Raw genomic sequence first — 21,298 nt, 5'->3', positions numbered from 1 at the left:
CCTGCTGCGTTACTAAGTGCAGCGGGTGCTGGGCGCATCGGCTCATCAAGCGGGTTCGTCCGAACGGAACCAGCCCGTCAGCGACCATCGTGCGCTAGAGCAGGGCAGCACCGCGTGGGGGATGAGGTCGCTACGAAACAGCATCAGCCGCCCCATGCGCGGCGCAATGCGGACTTGTTCGGTGTCAGGCGATTCTGGGTGGTAAATGCACAGTTCGCCGCCGTCTCCCTGCTGCCAATCGGGATTCAAATACAGTACCAAAGAAATTTTGCGGGCAGAACTGGCAACGTGCTGATCGACGTGCCTGGTGTAGCCTGCACCTGAACCGTAACGGGCGAAGTGGCATTCCAGCCACCTTAGACCAATAAAAAATTCGCGATTCAGCAAACCTTGAGTGCGTACCGCCCAATCATGAAAAGCCGTAATATCGGCTTGTACATCGTGTGCCTGCAGCCAGCATATGCTGTCGCCGCGTATGTCGGTGTCTTGGCGTTTGGCCAGTGTGGGCCCAACGGTAGCGGTGCGAAACAAGCCGCTTTCCCAGCGCCGCTGTGCCTCTTGACGCAAACCTTGTGCTAATGCCGCCGGCAGTATGTCGTCTGACATCGACCAACCTTGGGTTTCCAGATCTTGTAAAAGGCTATCGTGTATAGGCAATTTACAAGACGCCGGCTGTGCTTGTGATTGCAACCGTTGATACAACGGTAAAGCGGCGGGGTAACATCAAATAAGCCAGTGTGCGCTAGCACAAAAAATCGGGTGAAAAATTTTACCTGATTTTGCGCGCCACACAAAGAAAAAGCGCAACCGGCAAGGGTTGCGCTGATTCATGGCTAGGCGGTGCTAAAGGCGTAAATGCTTAAAAATTTACAAGTTGGAAAAGCCGGCAAGCTTTAGCTGCGGGTTTCGCCTGTACACTTTAAAAGCGTTTATGGTGGGGTGGCCGGGGCTCGAACCCGGGACCAACGGATTAAAAGTCCGGTGCTCTACCAACTGAGCTACCACCCCCCAACCGCGAAGTCCGCTATTGTGGACCTTTCTTTATCCTTTGTCAAGCGCGCCTCGGTCGCTTGCCTGAAATGGCAGATGGGCAGGGTAAAATCGGTTTTCCTTTGTTTATTCGTTTACTGGCTGGATCCCTTACATGTTAGACCCCAATCTGTTGCGTAAAGAGCTGGATGTCGTCGTTCAGGCCTTGGCCCGTCGCGGCGTGGCATTCGATGCAGAGCGTTTCAATGCGCTGGAGACTCGGCGCAAGGCCGTGCAGATCGAGACCGAGACCCTGCAGGCCCGCCGTAATGCGGTGGCCAAGCTGGTGGGGCAACTGAAGTCCAAGGGCGAGGACGCCACCGAAGCCATGGCCGAGGCGCAGGCCATACCCGCACGTCTTAAAGAGCTCGAAGCCGAGTTGTCCGATATTCAAGTTCAGCTTTCAGATTGGCTGATGACGGTGCCTAATCTGCCGCACGCCAGCGTGCCCGATGGCGAAGATGAAAGCGCTAACGTAGAAGTGCGCCGTTGGGTGCCTGTGGCGCTAGACGACCAAGGCTTGCCACAGCCGTTCACGTTTGAGCCCAAAGACCACGTCACGATTGGCGAAGGTCTGGGACTGGATTTTGAGTCGGCGCGTCGCTTGACCGGGGCTCGCTTCATGATGCTGCGTGGCGGTCTGGCGCGTTTGCATCGGGCCTTGGCTCAGTTCATGCTCGACGTGCAAACCGGTGAACACGGTTACCAAGAGTGCTACACCCCCTATATCGTTAATGCGGCCACCTTGCTTGGCACCGGCCAGCTTCCCAAGTTTAAAGACGATATGTTCTGGGTGACCAAGGGTGGTCAAGAGGGTGAGGGCGCCGAGCAAGAAGGCGAAGCTGACGACCTCTATCTGATTTCCACCTCCGAGATCACCCTGACCGGGGCTTACCGCGACACCATCGTTGCCGAGGCAGAGCTGCCCTTCAAGCTGACGGCCCATACGCCTTGCTTCCGCTCCGAAGCGGGCAGCGGCGGGCGAGACACGCGCGGCATTATCCGTCAGCACCAGTTCGACAAAGTTGAAATGGTGCAGCTTGTACACCCCTCGCAGTCTTACCAGGCGCTTGAAGAGATGGCCGGTCATGCCGAGGCTGTATTGCAAAAGCTGGGGCTGTCCTATCGCGTGGTGGCGCTGTGCGCGGGCGATATGGGCTTTGGTGCCGCTAAAACCTACGACCTGGAAGTCTGGTTGCCTGCGCAGCATGCCTGGCGCGAGATTTCCTCGGTATCGAACTGCGAAGCCTTCCAGGCGCGTCGCATGCAGGCACGCTATCGCCCCGAAAAAGGCAAACCCGAGTATCTGCACACCTTGAATGGTTCTGGGTTGGCAGTGGGGCGGGCGCTGGTAGCCATTCTTGAAAACTATCAACAAGAGGACGGTAGTGTCGTCATTCCCGAGGTGCTGCGTCCTTACATGGGCGGCCAAGAGCGTTTGACCCCCTAGTGCGCGGCGCAGGCGCAGGCCTGCGCGGCATGCAGTCTTCATTCTTTTACCGGAGGATTGATAATGGTTATGACAGGTTCGCAATGCCGCGCTGCACGCGCACTGATTGAGTGGTCCCGGGATCAGCTCTCGGCAGAGTCCGGGGTTGCTGTGCAAGAAATCTCGGATTTCGAGTCGGGCCGGGTGTTTCCTAATGAAGAGTCCTGCCAGAGCATTCGGCGTGCGCTCGAAGAGGCCGGCGCCGTATTTCTTGAAGAAGGTGCAGAGGGCGGGGTAGGGGTGCGACTTAAATACAGTCGCCGAGAAGTGCGCGCCTTGAATAAGTGGGAAGGCGAGGGCGGGCAAGCGGCTGATGACGATGTTTATCCAGCCTAGGGCTTAATTAATGTATGGGGGCGACTGAAGCCCGGTCGCCCAAGCCCGTACTGGCGAAAAACCGCTTTTTAAAAAAAATTGACGAGTGACTTGCACACACAAAAAAAATAGTGCATAATTTCAATTCTTTGCTAGACACCACTTGCAAACGAAGCAGAAATGCTACGAAACGGGGGTATAGCTCAGCTGGGAGAGCGCTTGCATGGCATGCAAGAGGTCAGCGGTTCGATCCCGCTTACCTCCACCAGTGATCTAGTAAAGAGTAGTACCCGCATACACGGTTCCAGACGTTTTAATTCAAACCGAATACAAAACGCTAAAAATCTGGTAAAATATGCAGCTTGTTTTGTACTGTCCCCTTCGTCTAGAGGCCTAGGACACCACCCTTTCACGGTGGGTACAGGGGTTCGAATCCCCTAGGGGACGCCAGTTATCTGGCTTAGTAGTGCCGCTGCGGAGCGGTAGTTCAGTTGGTTAGAATACCGGCCTGTCACGCCGGGGGTCGCGGGTTCGAGTCCCGTCCGCTCCGCCAAAGAATTCAAAAAAACGCTTGTCGAAAGATGAGCGTTTTTTTTCGTCCCCTTTTGGGGTTTGCAGGAAGTACTCCCGACATTTCCTATACCGACAAGCCCGCGCCTTCAATGGTAAATAAACGGCCCTGTTCGTTGTAGCCCACGGCACCGCCCACATCTCACAGGGTTTTCATGTCCTGGGCGGATGCTTACGTCAAATCATCCGAATCGACTACCTCATTCGAGCCAGTTTTCGACGGCCAGGCCGCTTATGCGTTCAAACTCCCTGGTGTTCGCCGTCACCAAAGTCATACCCAGTGCGTAGGCGTGGGCCGCGATCAGCAAGTCGTTTGCACCGATAGGCTTTCCTGTCGCCTCCAGTTCGGCGCGGATACCACCGTACTTGGTGTCAACCGGAATATCCAAGGCGATGATGGGAATGACCTCCAGTACGCTTTCCACACGGGCCAGCAGCTTCGCGGAGCCCTTCTTCGCGCAGCCATAGCGCAATTCCGCCGCAACGATGATGCTGGTGCAGATTTTCTGAGGACCGACACGCTCGATATGTCGAGCAGCTGCGCAGTCAGGGTCGCTCATCAAGGCACTGATAATGTTGGTGTCCAGAAGATAGCCGCTCACAGAACTTCCTCCGGTGCTGGGGGAGCATCGGAGATGTCGGGAAACCTGTCTTGAGGGGCAAGGGGTTCGCTCTTCCTCCATTGGTCCAGTAGCGCCACAATGTCTCGAGGCTTAGTCACAGGCTCAATGATGAGGCGCGCGCCTTCACGACGGATGAGGACCCTATCACCCGGCATTTCAAATTCAGCGGGAATCCTGACTGCCTGGCTGCGATTGTTCCGAAATAGCTTGGCCTCACGCGGCTTGGAATTGGTAGTAGAGATAGTCATGGCAATACCTCGATATGTATATGCCAAATTGTATATGCCAACAGTACGAAAGAGAAGGTCCGCCAGATTCCGCCCGATCTGCTGCGCCACCACTACGTCAAGCAACGGGTGATCGTATCTCGCTGTAAGAAGAACGCCAGCTCGGTTCAGTTCGATACCATCATTGTTGACAAAATAATTCGACCTTTTACGTTGATGCCTACGAGGGGTTGCACATCCAAATCGTCTCGAAAAACTTTGGAATAAAAGTCCGCAAAATCGCATGAAATCGACATGTTTTTAACGTTTTTTGGAATACGATTTGGCTGGAAACCCGCGCCAGGCATGGCTTTCCGACATAGAGAACGTCTGTCCGAAATTCGTACACGTTTTTCGGATAATGGAGCTAGGACGTATGAGGGCCAGAGTGACGTTTGTAAGGCGCCATGGACAAGTAGGCAAGTAAAGACCGCGACAGGCTTTTGGGCGTGACCCAACCCCGCGTAAAGCAGCGAGCTACTGATGCAGAAGCCAGCGAGCATGGCTACAGTTCATAAGAATATGAATGTTTGTCATCCACCATTTCATTCGAAGCCTTTGGCGGCAAGCTGCTGAATCGGCGGCAGAAGAGTGCGCTACGAGGCGGGAGAGTGTAAGCATCCTATGTCGGGTTATTACCAGTGGATACTTCAACCTTCAACTTTTATGCTGTTCGCTATGTTCGCGGATGGTAATTGTGCAGGTCTGCCGTTATCCCGCTTGTCGTTTTTATCCGTCTATGCGTCATAAGGGAACAAAAATGAAGCACACACGTCGCAATTTTCTGCAGCTCAGCGCCGGGGCTGCGGGCCTAACCATGTTTGGTCTGCCTACGGCCTTTGCACAGACCACGGATAATCTGGTGGTTGCCTACAGCATAGGCGTACCCAGCTGGGATCCCACCACAGGCCCTTCGGCGGTCAACCCCAAGCTTCAAGCCATCTATCTCTCGGTGTTTGATCGCTACATCAATCAAGAGGCCGATCTCAGCTTTACGCCCGGCTTGCTGACCAAGTGGGGTTTCTCCGACGATAAAAGCAAAATACACATGACCGTGCGCGAAGGTGTCAAATGGCATGACGGTACGCCGCTCACGCCTGAAGACGTTGTATGGTCGCTAGAACGTGCAGCCGACCCCAAATCGGGCAACCCCGGCCAATTCGTGTGGGGCAAGTTCGGCAATTACAAAATTGATGGCAACGAAATTACCGGCGACGTACTCGAGTACGAACCCACGGTATTCAAGTGGATGGCTTTCCTGACGGGTTATGTGTTGCCCAAAGCGTATTTCGAGAAAGTCGGGCCCGAGGGTTTTGAAAAAGCCCCTATCGGTAGCGGCCCCTACAAGATCGACGCTTACCAACAGGGCGCCTATGTGCGCTTGGTGGCCAATAAAGACTACTGGGGTGAAAAGCCCGCCTACGAAACCGTCACGATCAAGTTCGTCACCGATGCTGCCAGCCGGGTCGCCGAGGTAGAGTCCGGTAGCTCGCACGTCACCTTCGAAATCCCCTACGAGGAATTCGACCGTCTCAAGCAAAAGGCAGGCCTTAAGGGCGAAGCCTTCCCTGTGGCCGACGTGGGCATGATCTTCCTGAACGACGTCGGGCCCATGCTAGACAAAAATGTTCGTTTGGCCGCTCATCACGCCATCGACAAAAAACTCATCATCGATCGTTTGCTGCGTGGCTATGGTGTGCCGCTCTCTACGCTCGAAACCCCCGAATACGAAGCCTACGACGCCAATCTGCAGTTTCCGTACGACCCGGAAAAAGCCAAAGAGTTGCTGGCGGCTTCGGGCTATTCCACCGAGAAACCGGTGAAATTCACCATCCAAACCACACGCGGCCTCAAGCCCAAGGATTACGAAATGATCCAGGCCATTGTGGGTATGTGGCGCCGGGTGGGCATAGAGGCCAATATTGAAATCTACGAGATTGCCAAGCATTTCGAGCTGCGAGCCGCCGATCAGCTGGCGCCCGCCGCCTTCTATAACTGGGGCAATGCCATTGGTGACCCTACCACCTCTACAGGCCATGCCATGTTCGGCCCATCGCCGCACTCGGTCTGGGATTCCCAAGACCTCATAGACAAGATGATCCCTCTGTGGGGCGAGAAAGACGAGGCCAAGCGTATCCAGGGCTGGAAAGACGTGGATGCCTACATCATGGAGCAAGGCTATGTGATTCCGCTGGTGCAGTATGTGCTGCCGGTGGTGCATAGCGATAAGGTGACGGTCAAACCTGTGGCGCACGGCGACGTGGTGCCGGCCGACATGAAGCCAGCCAAGTAAAGCGTCAAGGCGCGGCTTCGCATACCGTTTCACTCGCAAGGCGGCTCAGGAAGTCCCGGGGGGCGAGCTGCCCCCCTTTTGAACTCCTCCTGTCCGCCTTTTTATTTGTTTCACCATGCTGAAAACTTTGTTGATACGGTTGATTTCCATGGCGGTCACGCTAGTGGGGGTCGCTATTGTGGTGTTCGTGTTGATACGCGTAGCACCCGGAAACCCGATTGCGATGATGCTGCCGCCCGGGGCCAGCCCACAAGACATCGCCAATCTGACCGCCTTGTACGGGTTGGATAAATCCCTTTTTGAACAGTTTTTGATTTGGGCCGGCGGTGTGTTGCAGGGGGATTTCGGTACGTCCATCACCCTTAAGCAATCGGTGTCCTCGTTGGTGTTGAGCCGTTTGCCCGCTACCCTTGAGCTCTCCCTACTGGCCTTGCTGATCGCGCTTGCCATAGGCGGCTTCACTGCTGTGTTGGGCGCGCGCGAAAGAGGTAAAAGCGTTGAAAGCGGCGTCGACCTTTTCAACAGCGCAGCGCTGTCTATCCCCGATTTTCTGTGGGGGCTGCTGTTAATCCTGTTGTTTGGCGTGTTGTGGCCTTTGCTGCATATCTCAGGCCGCGTGTCGCCGCAGTTGAATCTGCCTTTCAGTACGAATTTCTACCTGATCGAATCCATTTTCCGCTTGCGCTTCGATCTGTTGAAAGACTTGCTGTCTCATATGTTGATGCCTGCGCTGGCCCTGGCCTTGCCCTTGGCTGCCGTGATTTCGCAGTTGCTCAAGCAAGGTCTTAAAGACGTGCTGCAACTGGACTACACCTTGTTGGCACGCGTCAAAGGCTTTACCGAAACCCAGGTCATCTTGCGCGAGGCCATGCGTAATGCCGCTTTGCCTACCCTGACCCTGATCGGCGTGCAATTTACTTTTCTGATTGGCGGCACCGTTATCATCGAACGTCTGTTCGCCTACGAGGGCTTGGGAAATATGGCGATTGATGCTGTTATCAACCGCGACCTGCCTTTGATCCAAGGCATCGTCCTGATGTTCGCCTGCATCTTCATTCTGGTGAACCTTGCCGTAGATATTGCTTATACCTTTTTGAATCCGAGGCTGCGCCATGGCTGATGCTGCACTGACCGCCGTGACACAGCCTCGTGCTCGTGTACGCAAACCCAACCCCAGGCTGTGGTTGTCCTTAACGTGGATACTGATCGTGGTTGTGGCCGCGGTAGGCGCCCAGTGGTTGGCGCCGCATAACCCGCTAGAGCAAGACTTGTTGCTCGAACGCCTGCCGCCGCTGGGTTTCAGCGGCTCCGAGGCAAGCTATATTCTGGGTACTGACAGCCTGGGCCGCGACGTGCTTTCACGCCTGATCTATGGCGCCCGCATCGCCTTGGCGGTGGCGCTTGCCGCCTCTTTCGCTGCCTGCCTGACGGGGTCGTTGCTGGGGCTGGCGGCCGGTTATTTCGGCGGTTGGACGGATCGCATTGTTTCGCGATTCATCGATATCTGGATGTCTTTCCCGCCAGTGCTCTTCGCGGTGTTGCTGGTTGCCGTTTTGGGTACGGGCTTGGGTTCAGTCATCTTGGCCATTGCCATTATTGATTGGACGCGTTTCGCCCGTGTCGTGCGTGCTGAAACCATGGTGCAGTCGCGCATGGATTACGTGTATTCGGCACGCATAGGTGGGGCGACACGCCTGCGTATTCTGGCGGCTGAAGTGCTTCCTAATGTATTGCCAACCATTGCAGCCCTGCTGGCGCTCGAAATGGGGGTTGCCGTCATCGTCGAAGCCATTCTCAGCTTCGTTAACCTGTCCATTTCCTCTGACTCGCCGACCTGGGGCAGCATGATCGCAGAAGGCCGAGCCACACTGCACTTCGCCTGGTGGGTGCTGGTATTTCCTCTTGTTGTCCTGTTCCTGACCGTACTGTCTTTCAGTCAGTTGGGCCAAGGCCTCAAGGATCAATTTGATCCCCTGAGCCGGTAAGCGCCATGACAGTTCCTACGCTAGAAATTCAATCGCTCACTCTCGGCCTGAAGGGCGGCGCGCGGCTTTTGCGCGATGTCAGCTTAAGCGTCAAACCCGGTGAAGTCCACGCTCTCGTGGGCGAAAGTGGTGCCGGTAAGTCCATGATAGGCAAGGCAGTGCTGGGGGTGCTTCCGCCCAGCGTGCAAACCCTTTCGGGCAGCATTAATCTGCAAGGCAATCAACTCGATGCGCTGTCGCCCGCCGCACGTCGCCAGGCGGTTGCATCGGTGGCGTCCCTCATACCCCAAGACCCACTGACGGCGCTGAACCCTTCTCGGCGCATCGGCCCGCAGATCACAGATAGATTGATCAAGCGTCTGGGTTGGAAGGCCGATGATGCTCGGCGTCGTGCTCTGGAGTTGCTTGATCGCGTGCGCATACGTGACCCACAGCGTGTGATGGCCTCGTACCCGCACGAGTTGTCGGGCGGCATGCGCCAACGTGTGCTGATAGCCGCAGCGTTTGCGCCACGGCCCAAGCTGATCGTAGCCGACGAGCCCACCACAGCCTTGGATGTCACGGTGCAAAAGCAGATACTGGCCTTGATCCGAGAGTTGCAACAACAAGAACAGACCGCCGTGTTGTTTGTGACCCATGATATGGGCGTAGTGGCGAAGATTAGCCAGCGTGTGTCGGTGCTCTTTGCCGGCAAGGTGATGGAGTCCAGCGATACCGCCGATATCTTCAGCCATCCTAAACATCCTTATACGCAGGCGCTTATTATGGCGACGCCGCGCTACACCCACCCCGACGAAGCATTACGCCCTGTACCTGCGGAATTGATCGCGCAGCTTCAGCGCGAAATTGCCGCCGATGATCGCGGAGCTGCCCATGTCCGTTGAACCTCTCATCCGAGTCCGCGATCTTCAGCTGTCGCTACCCGATATGGCGCGCAAGCCTTTGTTTGGGCCCGCCCCGCGCATAGAGATTCTGAAGGGCTTGAGTTTCGACTTGCCGCGCGGCGCTATTACCGGCATCGTCGGTGAAAGCGGTTCCGGCAAGACGACGGCTGGTCGTGCCTTGGTGCGCCTGCTGCAGCCCACAGGCGGCAGCATTACTTTTAAAGGCCAGGACATCACTCACTTAAGCGAGCCGTCGCTTAAGCCTCTGCGGCGTGATCTGCAGATGATTTTCCAAGACCCCATGTCGTCTCTTAATCCACGCCATACCATAGGGCGCATCATTGCCAACCCCATGGAGCGCTATGGTGTGCCCAATGCCAAGAAACGGGCTCTGGAAACACTTGAGCGTGTGGGCCTGCCGGCATCCTTTGCCGGGCGTTTTCCGCACGAGCTTTCCGGCGGTCAGCGGCAGCGTGTAGGCATCGCCCGTGCGGTGGCGTTAGATCCCGCCTTTATTCTTGCTGATGAAATCGTTTCCGGCCTTGATGTGTCGTCGCAGGCGCAGGTCTTGACCCTGCTGCAGCAACTTGCCCAAGATATGAACCTGACCATCGCTTTCATCAGTCATGATCTGTCTGTGATACGCAATGTTTGCTCGCAGGTCATTGTGCTTAACCAGGGCCTTATCGCCGAAGCCGGCCCTTGTAGGCAAGTATTCGATGCACCCCAAAGCCCTATTACGCAGACCTTGATCGATGCGATTCCTTTGCCGGAGATCGATGAAAGCTGGTTTGATACCGTTCAGGTATAAATGGACCCGAAACTGCCGAGGTGCCATGACCTCGGCAGCGTGTTCGTAGCCCTTGTAGCCCTTAGTTGCTAAGCGGCTTTAACGTCGTTTGTGGCCCTGTAGAGCTTGCCAAAAGCGCAAACAGCTGGCTCTTGAAATGTATGCCCAAGCGTTCGAAAGCCCGATTGCGATAGGTGATGACGGTAGCGCGGCTAAGGCCTAGTTCGCCTGCGATGCCATCGTAAGTCATGCCGGACAGAATGCGTTCGCAGATATCAAGCTCGCGTTCGGTCAAGGTGGGGTTGATCCGGAAAAGGGTTTCGCGCTTGGCATTGTGCGTGGTGGCCTGTGCTTCACGTGGCAACTGAATATGGCGCTCTACGCCTGCCAAGAGCAGCGGCGCCAGCTTGCGAAAGTAGCCGATGTGCCGTTCGGTGTAGCCCGAGTGCTCGTTGTGTGCATATAAATTCATGCTGGTGACTGAGCCATCCGACTCTTTGCGCGCCAGCGATAAACGTTCGCGCACATGATTGCGGCGGTACACCAGCTCGCGATGCAAGGGGTTCCAGAAATCTTCTATGGTGCTGTGCAGCAGCGACGGGCGCTCGCGACGGACGTTGTCGAAGGAGCGGTCGGTTTGATACAGACCTTGCTGTAGGTAGGCTTCGAAGCAGTCTCGCGTGACGTCGGGCCGTTTGAAACTATGCGAATACAGCAGCTTGGGCGGTTTGTCTTGCCAAATGCGATATAGGGAGCAAGAGCCGGCAGGAAAGTAGCCGTTGATCTGGCCCAGGATTGCATCGCTGAAGGAAGCCTGGCCCAGGTGGTTGAACATATCTGCGGCAAGGTCGCGCTCGGCCAAGGCCGGCTCGGGGGTAAGCTCCCATTGTCTCATTCAAGTCTCCTGTTCTCGTGTCCTTCATTTTGAGGACATCCATCTATGCCAGTCGTTGCTACGATCTGGGCTTAGGAACATAACCTCGGTAGGCGCTCCATGCCTCTCGATTATAAAGACCAGGAGACTCTTATGAAACGGTTGCTGACCGCATGGCGCGGTTGCGTCTTGTCCGCCGGACTATTTGCCATGGCATTGCCCATAGGGGCGCGTGCCGACCTGAATGTGGGTGTCATTCTTTCGTTGACGGGGCCGGGTGCTTCCTTGGGCCTGCCCGAGCAGAATGCGGTGCAACTGTGGCCCCAGACCTTAGCCGGCGAGAAAGTAAACGTGACCTTGCTGAACGATGCCACCGACGTAACGCAGGCCTCGCGGGCGGCTTCCAAGCTGGTGTCAGAGAACAACGTCGATGTCATCATAGGCTCTAGCCTGACGCCGCCTAGCCTGGCCATTACCGAAGTGGCTGCGCAACAAGGGACGCCGGTTATTTCCTTGGGTGGCGGCAGTGCCATCGTGTTGCCTCAGGATGGTCATCGCAAGTGGGCCTTCAAAGTGAGTGCCCCAGAGAAATACGCTGTCGAGCCCATACTGCGTCACATGAAGGACAATGGCGTGACGTCCGTGGGGGCTATTGCCATCACCACAGCTTATGGCGAAGGTTATGTGCAGACCCTGCAGCAGCTGGCGCCCGAATTCGGCATAGAGATCGCCGGCGTTGAGCGTTACAACCAAACCGACCAAAGCGTCACCGCCCAGATCAGCAAGCTGGCGCAGAAGAAACCTGGCGCAATTTTCATCATCAGTGCCGGCACACCCGGTGCGCTGCCACAGATCGAGCTGAACAAGCGAGGCTACAAAGGCCTGGTCTATCAGACGCAAGGCGTGGCTAATAACGACTACCTGCGAGTCGGCGGTAAAGACATAGAAGGGGCATACATTGCTTTCTCGCCCTTGATGGTGGCCGCGCAACTGGATGAGTCCAACCCTATTCGTGCGCGAGCCCTGGATTTCATCAAGCTGTACGAAGATAAATTTGGCGAAGGTTCAGCCGGCATCTTTGCCGCATCGGCCTGGGACGCCATGCTGATACTAGAGCATGCTTTGCCTGAGGCGCTGAAAGTCGCCAAACCAGGAACCCCCGAGTTCCGTAAAGCCTTGCGCGATGCCATAGAGAACAGCCGTGACGTGACCACTTCTACCGCTGTCTACAACTTCAGCGAGCAAGACCACAACGGGGTGGACGAACGCTCTCAGGTGCTGGCTCGCATCGAGCAAGGCAAGTGGGTGTACGTGAAATAACAGGGAAAAAATCCCGACAAGCGAAGGGTGAAGGCATATGGGTGTGGCCGGTAATCAGGCATATTGGGAAGGGCAGCCGGAAGGGGTAACGCTGCTGGATACGACGATAGGCGATATGTTCGACGCGTCGGTGCTGGCAGAGGGCGACAGGGAGGCGGTAGTCTACGATTACCCCGAGCTGAACCTTGAGCTCAGGCTCAGTTATCGGCAATTGCACGAGGTGGTGCAGCAGCTGGCCAAGGGAGTGATGGCCTTGGGCGTGCAGGCAGGCGACAAAGTCGCCGTGCTGGCGCCCAACTTGCCCCAATGGTTGTTTCTTGAGGTGGCGCTGGCCAAGATCGGGGCGGTGCTGGTTACCGTCAACACCGGCTATAAGCAGGCCGAGCTGGCTTACCTGCTGAAAAATGGCGACATCAAAGTCCTGTTTACGGTCGAGTCCTACCGAAACAATTCCTTCCTGGAGGCACTCTACGGCATAGTGCCCGAACTGGGGCAGTGCCTTGATCCCGTGGCGCAGCCTTTGCAAAGCGCGGCTCTGCCGCACTTGCGGCAGGTGGTGATTCTGGGTGAGGTGGATAAGCCCGGCTGCTTGCGTTACCAGCGTGTGTTGGAACTGGGCGCAGACGTCACGGACGCACAGCTGGCGCAACGTCAGGCCACAGTGCAGCCTCATGATGTGGCGCAAATCCAGTACACCAGCGGCACCACCGGCCACCCTAAAGGCGTCATGCTGTCGCACCACAGCACCCTGAATAACGCCATGCTGACGTCTTTGCGCTTGCCCTTCGGCGAGGCCGAACGCTTCTTGTGCAGCATGCCGCTTTTTCATACGGCGGGTTGTGTGGTCAATGTGCTCAGCACCTTGCTGAACCGGGGCACGCTGATCATGGCGGTGTGGTTCGATGCCCGCAAGATGCTAGAGCTGATTCATGCCGAGCGTCCCACCATTATCAATATGGTGCCCACCATGTTGATCGCCATGCTTAACGACGAGGGCTTCCAGCAAGGTCGCTACGACACCCGCAGCATCAAGAAAATGCTAACCGGCGGCACCTCGATACCCATCGTGCTTATCGAAGAAGTGGCGCGCAAGATAGGCGGCAACCCCACCATCGTGTTGGGGCTGACGGAGACCAGCCCCATTGTTTGCGAAACCTTGGCTGACGACAGCTTTGAAAGAAAGTCGTCTACGGTGGGCAAGCCTTTGCCGCATACCAGCGTGCGTATTGTCGATACCGAGACCGGTCGCGTGGCGGGCTTTGGCGAAGCCGGCGAGATTCAGGTCAAGGGTTATTTGCTGATGAAAGGCTATTACAAGATGCCTGACAAGACGGCGATGGCCATGGATGCCGATGGCTGGTTCCGTACCGGCGATCTGGGCAGCATGGATGCTGAAGGTTATGTGCGCGTCATCGGTCGCGTCAAAGACATGATCATCCGCGGTGGCGAGAATATCTATCCCGTCGAAATAGAGGAGTTTCTTCTGCGCCATGAGCACGTTGAAGAAGCGGCGGTAGTGGGTGTGCCCGACGACTATATGGGTGAGGAAGCCGTGGCGCTGGTACGCCGTGCGGTCGATTCCAACTTGGATGAAGACGCTTTGCGCACTTATTGCCGAGAGGGCATCAGTCGCTACAAAGTGCCCAAGTACTATCTGTTTGTAGAGTCCTTTCCCTTGACCCCAAGCGGCAAATTCAAAAAAAATGAACTGCGCCGCATTGCCGCCGAACAATTAGGGCTGATTATCCCGGAATGACAGCCGGGCGCCTTCCCGGATAACGTGTATGAAATCGTCCAATGCTGTAAATGAACTGCCCCCTTTGCTGTATGACAAGAGGGGGCAGCTTGCCGTCATTACCTTCAACCGTCCCCAAGCCCTGAATGCGCTAACGCCCGAGATGGTGTGCCGTATGACGGACGCCTTGCTTGATGCGCAGAGCGATCCCGAGGTCCGTGTCCTCGTGCTGACCGGTGCGGGAGGCCGGGCTTTTTGCGCAGGCGGGGATCTGGGCAAAATGATTCCTCTTTTGTCTGGCGAGCGCCCGCCTCAAGATGCTTGGGATCACCGCGTGCTGGAGGATGCCGACGTGATGCCGGTTTCTTCTTTGTGCGATGCGCGCTTGCGCAAACCCATCATCGCCGCCATTCATGGCATATGTGTGGCGGCGGGGGCCGAGCTGCTGCTGGGTTGCGACTTGCGCATTGTGTCGTCAGACGCCCGATTTGCCTGGCCAGAGGTTAAACGAGGCCTGATGCCGTTTGCGGGTTCGGTGTGGCGCTTGCCACGTCAGGTGCCGCATAGCCAGGCGATGGCATTGTTGTTAACGGGGGAAACCATAAATGCCCAACAGGCGCTGGCCATGGGTCTGGTCAACGAGGTGGTGGATAGCGACGAGGTTCTGCCGCGTGCACTGGCCTTGGCAGAGCTCATAGCCGGTAACGCGCCTTTAGCCGTGATGGAAATCAAGCAGGCCATGGCGGCTTGCGAAGGCGTGTCGCAAGAAGAGGCAAGAAAGATTGAAAAAAACAGTTATCGCCGTATCATGGAGACTGAGGATGCGCGAGAGGGGCCTCGGGCATTCATTGAAAAAAGAATGCCTCGCTACCAAGGAAAATAAAACATGATCGCTTTGCAAGGCAAAGTCGCTGTAGTAACGGGTGGCGGTAGCGGTCTGGGCCTGGAGGCCTCCAAAGCCCTGGCAGCCGCCGGGGCCGCCGTGGTGGTCAACGACGTTAACGAACAAGCTGCCGACCACGCGGTGGAATCCATACGCGCGGCGGGCGGCCAGGCGGTAGCCGAGGTCGTTGCCATCGGTTCCACGCAGGCCGCACAGCGCTGTGTCGACAAAGCGATGGCGGCTTTCGGCAGGCTGGACATCATGTGTACCAATGCCGGTATTTTGCGCGACCGCGTGCTGTGGAACATGACGGATGAGGACTTCGACAGCGTCATAGAAACCCATTTGCGCGGCACCTTCACCTGCGCCCGGGCCGCTGTAAAGGCCTTTCGCGAACAAAACCAGGGTGGGCGTTTGATTCTGGTTTCTTCGTTGGCCGGGCAACGCGGTAACTTCGGCCAAACCAACTATGCTGCAGCCAAGGCCGGCATCGCCGCCATGGCGCGAACCTGGGCGATGGAGTGCGCCCGCGCCAACATTACTGTCAATGCCATTCTTCCCATGGCTATTACGCCCATGGTCGAAACCATTCCCGCCATGCAGCCCTTTGTGCAAGCCGCTCGCGAAGGCCGCCCATTACCGCCCGAGGTGCGTATGGGCATGGGTATGGGTTCACCGTCCGACGTTGCGCCTTTATTTGTCTTCCTGGCCTCAGATCAGGCGTCGGGCATTACCGGGCAGTGCGTGGGGCTGGGGGGCGACAAACTGGCTCTTTGGTCCCATCCGCAAGAAATACGCCAAGCGTATATGCAGGGGGGCTGGTCAGCCGAAAGCATTGCACAATTGTGGCCATACTCTGTGGGCACCGAGCTTGAGTCTTTTGGCGTAGCTCAGCCCGAACAAGGAAAACGAGAATGAAAGCCGGGCTGATGCAAGCAGGAAACACCTGGGAAGTTTGGCGCCAGGGTTATGGCCTGTTAACGCATCGGCCCGAAACCGTCACACGAGTACGCGAGCTGGTCACATCCCTGACCAGCGCGGGTCTGCTGAATGACGAACAACAGGCCTACGCCTGGCTACAGGCGGCAGATCGACTGTGCAGCGCTGCCATGTGGGTGGTCGTGCACATGAGCTACGCCCAACGGGTAAACCTGTCGGGCCTGCCTTTGCAGGCGCACGACTTCAAGCCCAATCCCGAGGGGCATACCGGAGGCGCGCTGAACATGGTTCCCGCCTTCGTCGGCTATTTGCTGGCCAATGTGCTGTCAGGGCGCACGCGCAGCTGGCTGATGGCGCAAGGGCATTCAGTTGCGGCAATCGAGGCTGTCAATGCGCTTACCGGTGATGTCTCGCCTGCCCAGAAGGGGCGCTACGACCGTTCCGAGCAAGGCTTAAGCCGTCTGGCAGCCGACTTCTATTCCTATGCCATGGATGCTCAAGGACGCCCAGGCGTGCCCTTGGGTAGCCATGCCGGTCCCAACACGGCGGGTGCGGTCTCCGAAGGGGGCTATCTGGGCTTTGCGTCTTTGCTGTATCCGCATATGCCGCTGCCCGGCGAAAGCCTGGTGGCTTTCCTCAGTGACGGCGCTTTTGAAGAGCAGCGTGGTTCCGATTGGGCGCCGCGCTGGTGGCGAGCCCAAGATAGCGGCCTTATCGTGCCGCTTATGGTGCTAAACGGCAGGCGCATAGAAGAGCGCACACAAATCATGCAAGACGGAGGCGCCCCTTGGCTGGCCGACCATTTGCGCCACAATGGTTTTGACCCTGTCACCGTAGATGGCCGCGACCCTGCGGCCATTGCTTGGGGCATTGTCAGCGCAGAGGCGAAGCTGCAGGCTTTTGCCCAGCAAGCCAATCCGCGCTATCCGGCGGCTATCCCCTATGTCATAGCCGAAACGGTAAAGGGTTATGGGTTTCCTGGTGCCGGTAAAAATCCCGCCCATAATCTGCCTTTGCCCGGCAACCCACACACCGATATACGGGCACGAGAACTGTTTAACGCTGGCGCTCAGGCGCTTTACGTTCCGCAAAGCGAGCTGGAGACCGCCTTGCAGACCTTGTCCGTGCACGGCGCTCAGCAGCGGCAACCCGAAAGCCGGCACGCTCTGGCTCACAGGCAGCCTGAAGCGCCTGTGCTACCCATGCCGGAGTGGGCGGCTGCGGGCGCGCCACCTGCCTCGGCCATGCAAGCGGTAGATCACTGGTTCGTTCAACTGGCCCAAGCCAACCCTCATTTGCGCATACGGGTGGGGAATCCCGACGAACTGGCCAGCAACCAAATGGGGCAGTCCTTGCAGGTGCTCAAGCATAGGGTCAATGAGCCCGAAGCCGGTGTGCCCGAGTCTGTACATGGCGCGGTGATTACCGCCTTGAACGAAGAGGCGGTGGCGGCAGCCGCCCTGGGTAACAAAGGCGGCCTTAATCTCATCGTCAGCTATGAGGCGTTTGCCGTCAAAATGCTGGGTATTCTGCGTCAGGAAATCATCTTTACGCGCCACCAGAAAGACACAAATCAGGCGCCTGGATGGTTAACCGTGCCACTGATTGCGACTTCGCACACCTGGGAGAACGCCAAGAATGAGCAATCCCACCAAGACCCGACCATTGCCGAGACGCTGCTGGCCGAAATGTCCGATGTCTCCAGAGTGCTGTTTCCGGTAGACGGCAACAGTGCTGTGGCGGCGCTGCGCCACTTGTATGCGCAGCGGGGTCAGGTGGCTTGCCTGGTCATTGCTAAAAGGCCTATGCCTCAGTGTCTTGACGCAGATGCCGCGCGTGCGCTTGCCAAGCAAGGGGTATGCCATGTGGCCGATGTGCCTACGCAGGCTCACCTGCAGTTGATCGCCATCGGTGCGTATCAGCTGCAACAAGCGCTAAAGGCACGGCGCCGACTTGCCTTGCATGGCGTGCGGGCGTGTGTAACCTTGGTTCAAGAGCCGGGGCGCTTAAGGGCTCCGCGTGACGCCACAGAGCGGGCGTTCGTACTGGACGATGCTACGCTGGGCAGTTGGTTTCCTGCGGGTGTGCCGCGAGTTGTACTCAGCCATACCCGACCCGAGCCTATGCTGGGTATTTTGCGGCGGCTGGATGAAGGCCCTGGCCGCATGGTGGTGTTGGGTTATATCAACCAAGGCGGCACGCTGAACATAGACGGAATGTTGTTCGCCAACCGCTGTACCTGGGGGCATGCGGTGCAGGCGGCGGCACAACTGCTGCAACCCGGCACCACACCTGACTGGCTGACCGATGCCGAACTTGCGGCGCTCGAGGGGCGGGGTGATCCTCGCGCTATCCTGGAGGCTACAAACTAAGGAGCGCACATCATGCTGGAATTTTGCTCATTGGGTGGAGCCGGTACCGTTACCGGGTCCAAGCATGTATTAACCAGCGAAGGGCGCAGACTGATGGTGGACTGCGGCCTGTTCCAAGGCTTGAAAAATCTGCGTGAGCAGAACTGGGAGAGTCTGCCGCTAAGCACAAGCAGCATTGATGCCGTCGTGCTGACGCATGGCCACCTTGATCACTGCGGCTATTTGCCGCGCTTGGCCAAAGATGGGTTCAAAGGCCCGGTTTTCATGACCGGTGCCACGCGTGAAGTGTCCGAACTCATTTTGAAAGACAGCGGTTTTCTGCAGGAGAAAGACGCCCAGTACGCCAATCGCCATGGTTTCTCCAAACATCAGCCGGCCCTGCCGCTGTACACCGTGCAAGACGTCGAGCGTGTGCTGGAGCAGTTCAAAGTTGCGCCTTGGCACACTGCCACCGCCTTGCCTGGCGGAGCCACTTTGACTTATCGAAGTGCGGGCCATATTTTGGGGGCGGCTACGGCGCAAGTGGATTGGGCCGGGCGTCGAGTGGTGTTTTCGGGCGATCTGGGGCGCTATGGCGATGCGATGATGCACGACCCCGAACCGGTTCACGGCGCCGATTATGTCGTCATCGAGTCTACCTACGGCAACCGGCTGCACGACCATACTGATCCCGTGGAAGTGCTGGGTTCTATTATTGAGCGTACGGTGCGCCGAGGCGGAACTGTGGTCATTCCTGCGTTTGCCGTAGGCCGTGTGCAGGCCTTGCTCTGCTATTTATGGCGCTTGCGTCAGGCGGGGCGCCTGACGAATGTGCCTATTTACGTTGACAGCCCCATGGCATCCAGTGCCACCAAGCTTTTGTGTCGATTCAATAATGATCACAAGCTTAGCCCAGAGCAATGCCAGGCTGTCTGCGACGTGGCGAGTTACACGCCAGATGTCGAAGCCTCCAAAGCCTTGTCCGCCAACCGCTACCCCAAGGTCATCGTCTCGGCCAGCGGCATGGCGACGGGCGGAAGGGTATTGCACCACCTGGTGGCGTTCGCACAAGACCACAAGAATACTGTGCTGTTCTCTGGCTATCAGGCGGCGGGGACACGTGGGCGCGCCATGTTGCAAGGCGAGAAAGAAATCCGCATTTTCGGCTATTGGATGCCAGTGCGTGCCGAGGTGGCCGAGCTGTCCATGTTGTCGGCGCATGCCGATGCCGGTGAACTGATGCGCTGGTTAGGTGGTTTCAAGCGTGCGCCGCGCCAGGTTTTTATCGTACATGGCGAACCCGAGGCATCCGAAGCCATGCGCGTGCGTATAGGTCGAGAGCTGGGCTGGAATGCAGTAGTGCCTCGCCAGGGACAAACTTTTACGCTGTAAGAATTATGAGCTCAGCAGCAGAATCTGCCGAAGTACTGGAAGCGCCCGACGCAGCGCCTAAGCTGAAGGCCATGCGATTGCGCCTGCACGCCCAACACCAATCCATAGTCGTTATGCGTACCGACTGTCATGTGTGCCGGGCTGAAGGACTTTCGCAGCGCTCGCAAGTCTTGGTTCGTGTGCGAGGACGGGAAGTGCAGGCTTTGCTTTATCAACTGGATGATGGGCTTCCCCCCGATACCGTTGCGTTGTCGGAAGAGGCTTGGCGCAGGCTAGCGGCGCAAGAAGGCGACGAGGTGCAGGTCACGCACCCGCTGATTATCGAGTCTCTGGCGAATGTGCGGCGACGCATTTATGGCCACCGATTGGATGATGACGCGATGTTGTCCATCGTCAAAGATGTGGCGGCGGGGCGCTACAGTGAAGTACAGCTGGCTGCCTTTTTGACGGCGAGTGCCGCCTTGCCCTTGGACGAATCTGAAACTCTGGCCTTGACCAAGGCAATGGTGGCAGTGGGCGAACGCTTGGTATGGAGCGCGCCCATCGTGCTGGATAAGCATTGCATAGGGGGGCTGCCTGGCAATCGAACCACGCCTATCGTGGTGGCCATCGTTGCGGCGCACGGCCTGATCATGCCCAAGACTTCATCACGAGCCATTACCTCGCCGGCAGGCACGGCTGACACCATGGAGACCATCGCTCCCGTCACTCTGAGTATGGCGGATATGCGCCGCGTCGTGGGCGAGGTCGGCGCTTGCATTGCCTGGGGCGGTGCCGTGCAACTAAGCCCGGCGGATGAGGTTTTCGTCCGTATCGAACGCGAGCTGGATATAGACACGGAAGGTCAGTTGATCGCTTCGGTCCTGTCCAAGAAAGTGGCCGCCGGTGCAACGCATGTGGTTATCGATATTCCCGTTGGCCCCACCGCCAAGGTGCGCAGTGCCGAGGCCGCCGCGCATTTGTCTCAGCGCCTGACCCGTGTGGGGGCGCAGATGGGCTTGACGATCATTTGCTTGCAAACCGATGGTGCCCAGCCGGTAGGGCGAGGCATAGGCCCAGCGCTTGAAGCCCGTGATGTGCTGGCTGTGTTGCAGGGAGATGAGAGCGCTCCCCAGGATCTGGCTCAGCGCGCCTCCCGTTTGGCGGGTGTGGCGCTGGAAATGGGGGGCGTGGCGACGGAAGGCCAGGGCTATGCTTTGGCATGGGAAACCTTGCAGAACGGTCGCGCCTGGCAGAAATTTCAGCAGATCGTTCAGGCCCAGGGCGGTATGCGCGAGCTACCTCTTGCCCCTCATCTTCATTCCCTGGAAGCGCCGCGTGCCGGGCGTGTGGTGTATATAGACAATCGGCGGCTGGCGCGCCTGGCCAAGCTGGCCGGTGCTCCCGAAAGCAAGGCGGCGGGGCTGCTCATGCACGTGCGTCTGGGAGACGAAGTCGCCCGCCATCAGTCTTTACTGACGATTCATGCGCAAAGCGCGGGTGAGTTGTCGTATGCGCTTGCTTACTGGCAAGGCGAAGCAGACATCATCAAAGTCATCTAGCTTCCCGGTATTGTCGCTG

General features: G+C 57.5%; 18 protein-coding genes and 4 tRNA genes. 17 read left to right on the top strand and 5 right to left on the bottom strand.

Annotation, left to right across the window (positions count from 1 at the left end; all coding sequences use genetic code 11):
- Positions 1–45: 45 nt before the first annotated feature.
- Together H0484_RS02170 and H0484_RS02165 are read right to left on the bottom strand one after the other, a co-directional pair.
- Positions 46–606, bottom strand: a complete 561-nt coding sequence (locus tag H0484_RS02170; RefSeq protein WP_226952789.1) for a 2OG-Fe(II) oxygenase — start codon at positions 604–606, stop codon at positions 46–48.
- A 326-nt stretch (positions 607–932) separates the two neighbouring features.
- Positions 933–1,008, bottom strand: a tRNA-Lys gene (locus H0484_RS02165).
- Between the two features lie 136 nt (positions 1,009–1,144).
- On the opposite strand from H0484_RS02165, the gene serS reads away from it, so the two are divergent.
- The 5 genes from serS to H0484_RS02140 all read left to right on the top strand — a co-directional run bounded on the left by serS (position 1,145) and on the right by H0484_RS02140 (position 3,386).
- Positions 1,145–2,479 (top strand): serine--tRNA ligase, encoded by a 1,335-nt coding sequence (gene serS, locus H0484_RS02160; RefSeq protein ID WP_226952788.1) that lies wholly within the window; start codon positions 1,145–1,147, stop codon positions 2,477–2,479.
- Positions 2,480–2,548: 69 nt separating this feature from the next.
- Entirely contained in the window at positions 2,549–2,854 is a 306-nt protein-coding gene (locus H0484_RS02155) for a helix-turn-helix domain-containing protein (RefSeq protein ID WP_226952787.1), read from the top strand.
- Positions 2,855–3,025: 171 nt separating this feature from the next.
- Positions 3,026–3,101 (top strand) — tRNA-Ala (locus H0484_RS02150).
- Positions 3,102–3,207: 106 nt separating this feature from the next.
- Positions 3,208–3,283 (top strand) — tRNA-Glu (locus H0484_RS02145).
- A gap of 26 nt (positions 3,284–3,309) precedes the next feature.
- Positions 3,310–3,386, top strand: a tRNA-Asp gene (locus H0484_RS02140).
- Positions 3,387–3,603: 217 nt separating this feature from the next.
- Here H0484_RS02140 and H0484_RS02135 read toward each other — a convergent pair.
- Complete coding sequence (locus H0484_RS02135; RefSeq protein ID WP_226952786.1) at positions 3,604–4,005, bottom strand: type II toxin-antitoxin system VapC family toxin; 402 nt, start codon at positions 4,003–4,005, stop codon at positions 3,604–3,606.
- The gene (locus tag H0484_RS02130) at positions 4,002–4,274 is read right to left on the bottom strand and encodes an antitoxin (RefSeq protein WP_226952785.1); all 273 of its coding nucleotides are present in this window, start codon (positions 4,272–4,274) and stop codon (positions 4,002–4,004) included. The genes H0484_RS02135 and H0484_RS02130 overlap by 4 nt, the downstream gene beginning before the upstream one ends.
- Before the next feature lie 778 nt (positions 4,275–5,052).
- On the opposite strand from H0484_RS02130, the gene H0484_RS02125 reads away from it, so the two are divergent.
- The 5 genes from H0484_RS02125 (at position 5,053) to H0484_RS02105 (ending at position 10,265) form a co-directional block, all read left to right on the top strand.
- A complete protein-coding gene (locus H0484_RS02125) occupies positions 5,053–6,585 on the top strand; it encodes an ABC transporter substrate-binding protein (RefSeq protein ID WP_226952784.1) in 1,533 nt (510 codons plus the stop codon).
- Positions 6,586–6,700: 115 nt separating this feature from the next.
- Positions 6,701–7,705: an ABC transporter permease gene (locus tag H0484_RS02120; RefSeq protein WP_226952783.1), complete on the top strand. Its 1,005-nt coding sequence runs from the start codon at positions 6,701–6,703 to the stop codon at positions 7,703–7,705.
- Entirely contained in the window at positions 7,698–8,570 is an 873-nt protein-coding gene (locus tag H0484_RS02115) for an ABC transporter permease (protein ID WP_226952782.1), read from the top strand. The genes H0484_RS02120 and H0484_RS02115 overlap by 8 nt, the downstream gene beginning before the upstream one ends.
- 5 nt (positions 8,571–8,575) lie before the next feature.
- The gene (locus H0484_RS02110; RefSeq protein ID WP_226952781.1) at positions 8,576–9,454 is read left to right on the top strand and encodes an ABC transporter ATP-binding protein; all 879 of its coding nucleotides are present in this window, start codon (positions 8,576–8,578) and stop codon (positions 9,452–9,454) included.
- Positions 9,444–10,265, top strand: a complete 822-nt coding sequence (locus tag H0484_RS02105) for an ABC transporter ATP-binding protein (RefSeq protein ID WP_226952780.1) — start codon at positions 9,444–9,446, stop codon at positions 10,263–10,265. Before H0484_RS02110 ends, H0484_RS02105 begins: the two co-directional genes overlap by 11 nt.
- Positions 10,266–10,326: 61 nt before the next feature.
- Here the strand turns inward: H0484_RS02105 and H0484_RS02100 are convergent, their stop codons facing one another.
- Positions 10,327–11,139, bottom strand: a complete 813-nt coding sequence (locus tag H0484_RS02100) for a helix-turn-helix transcriptional regulator (protein WP_226952779.1) — start codon at positions 11,137–11,139, stop codon at positions 10,327–10,329.
- A 132-nt stretch (positions 11,140–11,271) separates the two neighbouring features.
- Here H0484_RS02100 and H0484_RS02095 point away from each other — a divergent pair, with 132 nt between their 5' ends.
- The 7 genes from H0484_RS02095 to H0484_RS02065 are packed head-to-tail and all read left to right on the top strand — an operon-like array spanning position 11,272 to position 21,279.
- Positions 11,272–12,438 (top strand): ABC transporter substrate-binding protein, encoded by a 1,167-nt coding sequence (locus tag H0484_RS02095; RefSeq protein ID WP_226952778.1) that lies wholly within the window; start codon positions 11,272–11,274, stop codon positions 12,436–12,438.
- A 37-nt stretch (positions 12,439–12,475) separates the two neighbouring features.
- Positions 12,476–14,194 carry an AMP-binding protein gene (locus H0484_RS02090; protein ID WP_226952777.1) on the top strand — a complete coding sequence of 573 codons (1,719 nt, stop codon included), beginning with the start codon at positions 12,476–12,478 and terminating at the stop codon, positions 14,192–14,194.
- A 28-nt stretch (positions 14,195–14,222) separates the two neighbouring features.
- Positions 14,223–15,056 carry an enoyl-CoA hydratase/isomerase family protein gene (locus tag H0484_RS02085; RefSeq protein WP_226952776.1) on the top strand — a complete coding sequence of 278 codons (834 nt, stop codon included), beginning with the start codon at positions 14,223–14,225 and terminating at the stop codon, positions 15,054–15,056.
- A gap of 3 nt (positions 15,057–15,059) precedes the next feature.
- Positions 15,060–15,974 (top strand): SDR family NAD(P)-dependent oxidoreductase, encoded by a 915-nt coding sequence (locus H0484_RS02080; RefSeq protein WP_226952775.1) that lies wholly within the window; start codon positions 15,060–15,062, stop codon positions 15,972–15,974.
- Positions 15,971–18,367, top strand: a complete 2,397-nt coding sequence (locus tag H0484_RS02075; protein WP_226952774.1) for a phosphoketolase family protein — start codon at positions 15,971–15,973, stop codon at positions 18,365–18,367. Before H0484_RS02080 ends, H0484_RS02075 begins: the two co-directional genes overlap by 4 nt.
- A gap of 12 nt (positions 18,368–18,379) precedes the next feature.
- The gene (locus H0484_RS02070; RefSeq protein ID WP_226952773.1) at positions 18,380–19,738 is read left to right on the top strand and encodes an MBL fold metallo-hydrolase RNA specificity domain-containing protein; all 1,359 of its coding nucleotides are present in this window, start codon (positions 18,380–18,382) and stop codon (positions 19,736–19,738) included.
- Between the two features lie 5 nt (positions 19,739–19,743).
- Positions 19,744–21,279 (top strand): thymidine phosphorylase family protein, encoded by a 1,536-nt coding sequence (locus H0484_RS02065; RefSeq protein ID WP_226952772.1) that lies wholly within the window; start codon positions 19,744–19,746, stop codon positions 21,277–21,279.
- Positions 21,280–21,298: the final 19 nt, after the last annotated feature.

It is taken from the genome of Mesopusillimonas faecipullorum (assembly GCF_020539505.1).
Lineage (GTDB): Bacteria > Pseudomonadota > Gammaproteobacteria > Burkholderiales > Burkholderiaceae_B > Mesopusillimonas > Mesopusillimonas faecipullorum.
Note: the sequence above shows the minus strand (reverse complement) of the source record. Positions and strands in the feature narration are given on the sequence as shown.

What these genes read in the sequence shown, in the direction of transcription:
- serS (WP_226952788.1), top strand. Translation starts at nt 1,145, where the DNA reads ATGTTAGACCCCAATCTGTTGCGTAAAGAGCTGGATGTCGTCGTTCAG.
- H0484_RS02120 (WP_226952783.1), top strand. Translation starts at nt 6,701, where the DNA reads ATGCTGAAAACTTTGTTGATACGGTTGATTTCCATGGCGGTCACGCTA.
- H0484_RS02170 (WP_226952789.1), bottom strand. Translation starts at nt 606, where the DNA reads ATGTCAGACGACATACTGCCGGCGGCATTAGCACAAGGTTTGCGTCAA.
- H0484_RS02110 (WP_226952781.1), top strand. Translation starts at nt 8,576, where the DNA reads ATGACAGTTCCTACGCTAGAAATTCAATCGCTCACTCTCGGCCTGAAG.
- H0484_RS02065 (WP_226952772.1), top strand. Translation starts at nt 19,744, where the DNA reads ATGAGCTCAGCAGCAGAATCTGCCGAAGTACTGGAAGCGCCCGACGCA.
- H0484_RS02100 (WP_226952779.1), bottom strand. Translation starts at nt 11,139, where the DNA reads ATGAGACAATGGGAGCTTACCCCCGAGCCGGCCTTGGCCGAGCGCGAC.
- H0484_RS02095 (WP_226952778.1), top strand. Translation starts at nt 11,272, where the DNA reads ATGAAACGGTTGCTGACCGCATGGCGCGGTTGCGTCTTGTCCGCCGGA.
- H0484_RS02090 (WP_226952777.1), top strand. Translation starts at nt 12,476, where the DNA reads ATGGGTGTGGCCGGTAATCAGGCATATTGGGAAGGGCAGCCGGAAGGG.
- H0484_RS02130 (WP_226952785.1), bottom strand. Translation starts at nt 4,274, where the DNA reads ATGACTATCTCTACTACCAATTCCAAGCCGCGTGAGGCCAAGCTATTT.
- H0484_RS02155 (WP_226952787.1), top strand. Translation starts at nt 2,549, where the DNA reads ATGACAGGTTCGCAATGCCGCGCTGCACGCGCACTGATTGAGTGGTCC.
- H0484_RS02115 (WP_226952782.1), top strand. Translation starts at nt 7,698, where the DNA reads ATGGCTGATGCTGCACTGACCGCCGTGACACAGCCTCGTGCTCGTGTA.
- H0484_RS02070 (WP_226952773.1), top strand. Translation starts at nt 18,380, where the DNA reads ATGCTGGAATTTTGCTCATTGGGTGGAGCCGGTACCGTTACCGGGTCC.
- H0484_RS02125 (WP_226952784.1), top strand. Translation starts at nt 5,053, where the DNA reads ATGAAGCACACACGTCGCAATTTTCTGCAGCTCAGCGCCGGGGCTGCG.
- H0484_RS02085 (WP_226952776.1), top strand. Translation starts at nt 14,223, where the DNA reads ATGAAATCGTCCAATGCTGTAAATGAACTGCCCCCTTTGCTGTATGAC.
- H0484_RS02105 (WP_226952780.1), top strand. Translation starts at nt 9,444, where the DNA reads ATGTCCGTTGAACCTCTCATCCGAGTCCGCGATCTTCAGCTGTCGCTA.
- H0484_RS02080 (WP_226952775.1), top strand. Translation starts at nt 15,060, where the DNA reads ATGATCGCTTTGCAAGGCAAAGTCGCTGTAGTAACGGGTGGCGGTAGC.
- H0484_RS02075 (WP_226952774.1), top strand. Translation starts at nt 15,971, where the DNA reads ATGAAAGCCGGGCTGATGCAAGCAGGAAACACCTGGGAAGTTTGGCGC.